We start from the raw sequence: 1,538 nt of genomic DNA, 5'->3' as shown, positions 1-1,538 counted from the left end.
GTGAAATATGAAGATGCTTCATTATTGAACAATTTAGATACGTCTAAGAAGTTTGCGGATGATAGCAAAATCAGTTCATATGCAAAATTAAGCGTTAAACAAGCAGTTGCATTAGGTATCGTAGCAGGACGCAAAAACAATACTTTTGCACCTCAAGACAATGCAACACGCGCTGAAGCAGCAGTTATGCTTTACCGTGCATTGGACAAACTGGGCGATTTATAAAGAAAAGAAAAGGAGCCAGCAAATGCTGACTCCTTTTTTGTTGTGTGAATAAATGACACCTAAAAGTAATTTATTACTCATGTTTCCGGTGTGCTTTGGAAAGCAACCCTATGCTGCACTATTACTTAGAGAACGAGTAGGAAGTGGATGTGACGATATCACATCTGCCTCTTACGATTACAGGTAATCTTGCGGCTCGGTTGATTTCGTCGCTTTTATACAACCTTGGGGCAACTTGTTTGTTGATTATGGTTTACTAAAGAAAAGTCACTATCTTTAACAAACCAAGTAGCCGAAGATGCTATTTCGGCTACTACTGCGTTTCTTTATTTTGGATAGATCTTTCATTAACGATCCCGTAATAATGGAGATGGTTGATGAGAGCCATAATTTACAATAAAGACAGACTTCTTACCTACCTTTACAAAAACAAAAAGAATTTTACAAATTCTTATGAAAACCCTTACAATGTTTTGATATAATCATAAAGTATCATAAAATTTTCATATTGAGGAGTGAAATGGATGACGAAAGACATATTGAAGCATGCTTTCAGTAAGATCGCATTAGCTTTCTTACTAGTAATCTCGATGGTTGTACCATATATCACAGCACCAACTGCATCTGCAGCAGAAACAGCACTAAAAGTCGATGAAGCAATTGCACAATTTGTAGTAGATTCTAAGAAAAATGTAACTGTAGAAGGATATATAGTTGGTTTTATTAAAAGTGAAACCAGCGTAATAAATCCTGCTGAAAGTGATACGAATTACGCAATTGCAGCTACTCCAGGTGAAAAAGATATATCAAAAATGATTTATGTACAATTGCCAGCTACTCCAACTTCATTAAGAGCAGAATTTGGATTGAAATTAAATCCAAGTAATCTTGGCAAAAAAGTTGTAATTTCAGCTTCACTTGAAAAATATTTTGGAAATCATGCAGGTCTTAAAGCGCCAATTACATCTATGAACTTTATTGACGGCGGAGAAGAACCTCCTCCAGGTCCTGATCCAGAAGTAAAGGCTGACCTTGCTGGTGCACGTGCAGCAGTAGGATCGGATAAATTAATCAAAGTAAAAGGCACTGTCACTACAGGCACAGGATTCTGGGGTGGAAATGCATTTTATATCCAAGATAATACGGCAGGTCTTTACATTTTCTCATCTTCAGCGGACGTTACACCAGGTGACATCGTTGAACTTGAAGGGAAAGTAACCGTCTATAGCGGTGAACTTCAAATGGAACAACCAAAAATTACGAAAATTTCTTCAAACAACCCACTACCGGCAGTACAAGAAATCACACCTGCT

2 protein-coding genes are annotated in these 1,538 nt (G+C 37.3%); both read left to right on the top strand.

All coding sequences use genetic code 11. The annotated features are described in order from the left end of the window. The coding region (locus AC1DOS_RS20070) for an S-layer homology domain-containing protein (RefSeq protein ID WP_477538901.1) at positions 1-225 on the top strand (225 nt) is incomplete at its 5' end. A gap of 524 nt (positions 226-749) precedes the next feature. Next, the coding region (locus AC1DOS_RS20065; protein WP_477538900.1) for a DUF6359 domain-containing protein at positions 750-1,538 on the top strand (789 nt) is incomplete at its 3' end.

Source organism: Paenisporosarcina sp. P5_A11 (assembly GCF_056400705.1).
This window is presented reverse-complemented; position numbering and strand designations above follow the sequence as displayed.